This window comes from Mesorhizobium sp. ArgA1 (genome assembly GCF_053714375.1).
The window spans coordinates 1-4,077 of sequence record NZ_JBSKBQ010000064.1 but is presented as its reverse complement, the minus strand read 5'-3'; the positions used below and the strand labels follow the sequence as shown (position 1 = coordinate 4,077).

3 protein-coding genes and 3 pseudogenes are annotated in these 4,077 nt (G+C 56.9%); 1 reads left to right on the top strand and 5 read right to left on the bottom strand.

Annotation, left to right across the window (positions count from 1 at the left end):
* Positions 1-29 precede the first annotated feature (29 nt).
* From ACWGTI_RS32105 to ACWGTI_RS32095, 3 genes and pseudogenes are all read right to left on the bottom strand, one after another.
* Positions 30-310: pseudogene (locus tag ACWGTI_RS32105) on the bottom strand (oxidoreductase); the annotation flags it as partial.
* A 32-nt stretch (positions 311-342) separates the two neighbouring features.
* A pseudogene (locus ACWGTI_RS32100) lies at positions 343-482 on the bottom strand (MucR family transcriptional regulator); the annotation flags it as partial.
* The gene (locus ACWGTI_RS32095) at positions 466-732 is read right to left on the bottom strand and encodes a transposase (protein WP_454590613.1); all 267 of its coding nucleotides are present in this window, start codon (positions 730-732) and stop codon (positions 466-468) included. The gene ACWGTI_RS32095 and the pseudogene ACWGTI_RS32100, both read right to left, overlap by 17 nt.
* A gap of 44 nt (positions 733-776) precedes the next feature.
* On the opposite strand from ACWGTI_RS32095, the gene ACWGTI_RS32090 reads away from it, so the two are divergent.
* Positions 777-1,082: a hypothetical protein gene (locus tag ACWGTI_RS32090; RefSeq protein WP_454590612.1), complete on the top strand. Its 306-nt coding sequence runs from the start codon at positions 777-779 to the stop codon at positions 1,080-1,082.
* Between the two features lie 329 nt (positions 1,083-1,411).
* Here the strand turns inward: ACWGTI_RS32090 and ACWGTI_RS32085 are convergent, their stop codons facing one another.
* Both ACWGTI_RS32085 and ACWGTI_RS32080 read right to left on the bottom strand, forming a co-directional pair.
* Positions 1,412-2,074 carry a host specificity protein gene (locus ACWGTI_RS32085; RefSeq protein WP_454590611.1) on the bottom strand — a complete coding sequence of 221 codons (663 nt, stop codon included), beginning with the start codon at positions 2,072-2,074 and terminating at the stop codon, positions 1,412-1,414.
* A 726-nt stretch (positions 2,075-2,800) separates the two neighbouring features.
* Positions 2,801-3,809 (bottom strand): annotated as a pseudogene (locus tag ACWGTI_RS32080) (IS110 family transposase).
* Between the last annotated feature and the right edge of the window lie 268 nt (positions 3,810-4,077).

Here is a 4,077-nt window from a genome sequence, read left to right as displayed (position 1 = left end):
AAGAAATTAACCTGGAAGACGTCGCGTCAAACATGCATCGGCGTGTCGATCGAGTTCAGCGGCTGTTGCCGTCATTCACTTTCGGCGAAATGCCGGTATTGATGACCAACGCGTACAATTGGCCGCCATGCGCCTCCAGACGATGGCAGATTTCCGAGACGGCGATCCCGACATCCTCCTGGTCGGCGAGATCGACCTTCCTCAGGGCCGGCCGGCCACGGGCAGTCCTCGGCGAACGCCTGGCGCGACATGTGATGACGCGCCACCCTTCACGGGAAAAGCGCTTGACCGTGGCATGGCCGATGCCCATGGTTTTTCTGGTGTCGAGTTTTCGCCAATCCCCCACTTTGTCCGGTATTCATCGGGAGTCATGCTGTGTCTGACGGCAAGATGTCGCTTGAGCGACTTGATTTCTGGCCGTCTTCGAGGCTGATGATATAATCCGGGAACACGGATCTTTTGGGATTAACTGCCGGCTTTTGGATAGGCGCCCCCGTTGGGGGCAGCCTGAACGACGCACCCCTCCTCGGTGATCTCCACCGGAAGGAACATCGCCGGTTGACTGACATAGCTGAATGACTGTCGCCACAAACGAATCTGACCAGGATGAATGTCATGCCGACGAGCCACATCATCAATGCGAACACCAGGTTGATCCGCCTCCGCTAATATCCTCAGTTTCGCCTCGTCCGACCAGCGTCGTCTGCGCTCAGTGCCGGATATGATCTCCATGCGAGCCATGCAACCTCTTCGATCTGGTATTAATGTCAGCACTAATGCTGGTTCTAATGCCAGAACATCGCCCGATTTGCCCGATCAGCAAAATCCGCTCGCCGGACGCTCACAATGATCCGGCGAGTTTCGAGCAAGCCTGTTCGATCCCGTGGACGCTCGTTTCGGAAGAGATGCACTATCGGAAGGCCCATCAGTATCGCACGAACCGCAAAGCTTACGAGGACAGCCGCCCGCGCAGGCGGCGCTCCATCGAAGGCATGCGCCCGATGGAATTGGTTGTCGGAGATGTGCACCCGATCGACGGGCTTCTATGGCTCACGGTCATTGTGACAACGAGTCTTCGCTAACACAGGCGCAAGCACGGTTCTATCCTGGCGCGGCTCGTCGCAAGGATAGGCTATCCGCCGCCTTTCGAGAATGACCATGGTCGCGGTGCGCGGCGACAATCATGTTGGCCGGTTGAGCGACAATCACAATTAACGCCGACCGGCCCTCCGTAATAGTTGCGCCACAGTCGAGGAGCCACGAAATGACAACCAGGTCGCTGAAGCTGGGGTTCCAGCCCGTGCGCGTTCAGCCATCTCAAGCGTGACGGGATGAGATAGATGGAGCTTTGCTGAGAGCCGGAAACCGGTTCGGATCCACTTCCCTAGTCCTCAGCTCGGCTGTGTCGCGCTCACCTTGTAGAATCATCTCGCGTCCACAGCGCAGGGTCCCGTTCGATATTAAGGCGTTCGAAATACCAAGCCGGATCATCATCATCGGACGAGTCTGTCTCGACGCTTGCTTCAGTATGGTCGTCACCGCTCTTGGAAAGATATAGCGTAGGCTTGTCGGTCCGCCGCCATTCGCCATCATCGTTATTCCACTTTTCCGGATGCTGTGCAGGATCAAGTATCCAGTGATCTCCTCCCACCTTAGCAAAACCCATCTGCATGAGACGGCCCTCTACATCATGAGAAGCAGGACGTGACAGGACCAATGGGCGTTCGCCGTCAAGCCGAAGTTGATGCTCAAGCAGGATATCTCCGGCATTCTCGACAAGGGGGTGAGTAACCCGAAGAGCTACTTGGGAAGTGATTTCAGTTCGCCCGGGAAACTGGGCGTGAAACCGTCTTCCTCCCCTCGTGACGCTCAATCCGCCGTCTGTCTTCAGAAGGCCAACGCTTTTGTCGCCTAGCTTATAGCTGAAATATCGCGCCTCGGGCGCATCGTTGTCGGTGCCGGCGTAGCCTCTAGCAACGCTTGCCGCGCTCAGCGCCTTTTCCGACACGAAATCCGAGTACTCTTGCGGATTATCGGCAATGTGCTTGATATCATCGCCATAGAAAGCCTTCACTTCTCTCCTGAAGGTCGACCTGTCGATCTCCTCGATTGGAGGTCGCGAAGTCAGGAAATATGGCCGTGGCTCTCCCGAGGAGGAACTTGGGCGAAGATCGGACGCCACGCATGCAACAGTCTCCGCAAAGCGGTGGGTATCTGCTGACCGATTTGATTCGTCGGCTTGGCTAGCACTTGGGGTTTGGCTGGACGAGGCATTGATACGGCCATGCATCAGATTCGCTCTCCTATCGGTAGATTTGAATCGCACCGGGCTGATTTGCTCCCAAGCGCTAGAGCACACTAGACCGCGCAGCTGACCATAAGCTTACGCGCAGATTTCAAGAATTCAGGGCGTCTTAGCTAGATGCCGTTGTCTTGTCGCACATCCTCGATCAAGCCCTTTTTTGACACTATTCAATCGACAGCCGTTGGGTTGTTGGACCAAACGATACGTTGAGATGCGGAATGTGGTGCGCAGCGCTGTTTCTTGATGCGTCGCTGATTGGCGTTTGCCGGGAGCACGGTTGTCTGCGCGGTCGATACTTGATCGCCGCATGATGGGTCTTCGCGGTAGGGACCTTCCAGTGTAATGGACGCAGTGCGAACGTGGTAGACGTTCACCTGCAGCATCATCGGAATGATCCGACCTACGTCCCGGCAGGGACGTTTCAGTGCATCCGGTGAAGCGGACGCAATTCAGAACGGCAAGCGACCTACGTTATCGCTACTTATTCCCACGGCCTCAGGCGACAACGCTGGCGGACCTGTCAAAGATTTCCCCGGTTGTCAGCATTCTGTGCATTATGACGGATAGCTTGCGCGCCACAGCAACTGCCGCTCGTTTGAAGCCGACCCTTTCTCGGAGTTTCAATCCCCAGGCGCGAAGCGAGCTGTCAGCTCGGGCCCGGGTCAGGATCACCGTCGCGGCCTCATAAAGGAGGCCCCGCAAATGACTATCTCCGCGCCGAGATGTGGCCGTCATAGTCAACTTCGCCGGGATGATAGCGTCTTGTCGTCAGCCCTAGCCATGCCCCCACAGATCGGGAGGTTCGGAAGTTTTTCGGGTTCTCGATCGCCGCAACAAAGGAGGCGGAAGCGACGGCACCGATTCCGGGAATGGACATTAGCACGTGACATGCATCGCTCTGCCTTGTCGCCGCGACGAGCTGACGATCGAGTTGTGCAGCGCGGCCCCGGATACTACGCCAAGCCTCAAGCAAGGGCAGGATGATCGGTTCCAGGCAAGCATTGTTGCCCAGCAGGTTGCGTACATACGTTTCAAATACCAGGCCGCCGCCTTTGGGCACCACCAGTCCAAACGTCTTCATGAGCCCGCGAATCTGATTGGATAGCTCGGTCGCGATCCTGACCAGTCTCGTGCGTGCGACCACCAAGGTGCGGGTCTGCATGCTGTCGTAGCCCTTCACTCGCACCTCTCGGTAGAAGCCGACCTCAGCCAGATGCGCCAGGCCATCCGCATCGTTGGCGTCCGTCTTTGCTCGGCGCCATTTCGAGCGCAGCCTTGGCATGACGGGCATCGATGCAGATCGCTGGAAACCCCATTGCCGTTAAGGCATGGTAGAACCACACCGACAAGGAACCGGTCTCGAACACCACCCGTTTTGCTGCTGGTGCCTGCTTGCGGATAACATCGGCGAAAAGGGCATTTGCCACGCCAAATCCTCTTGCCGTTACGTCGCACAGAAATCGCCGTCTTTCATTGATATGTCGAGGCCGATATAGTCTTCCATGGCTGTTCTCCATTCGATGTTTGGGCCCGGCGTCCAGTCGTGAGCCCGTATTTCCATCCTATCGGGGAACAGCCACCATTTCCCATTATCGGGCAGCTTGAGGCAACTCGCTCCGCGATTACCCCATGTACTGGGCCGGCCTTCGCGAGCATAGCCAGGTTGGGTGGCTGTCCCTCAGAATGATGGTGTTGAACGGAGTCCGAGCGATCGGCTCCAAACATCATGAGAGGAACAGCCATGGAACATTATGCGGGAATCGATGTCTCTC

Excerpts from the sequence above, each read along its gene's own strand:
- ACWGTI_RS32095 (WP_454590613.1), bottom strand. The coding sequence starts at position 732 with ATGGAGATCATATCCGGCACTGAGCGCAGACGACGCTGGTCGGACGAG.
- ACWGTI_RS32090 (WP_454590612.1), top strand. The coding sequence starts at position 777 with ATGCTGGTTCTAATGCCAGAACATCGCCCGATTTGCCCGATCAGCAAA.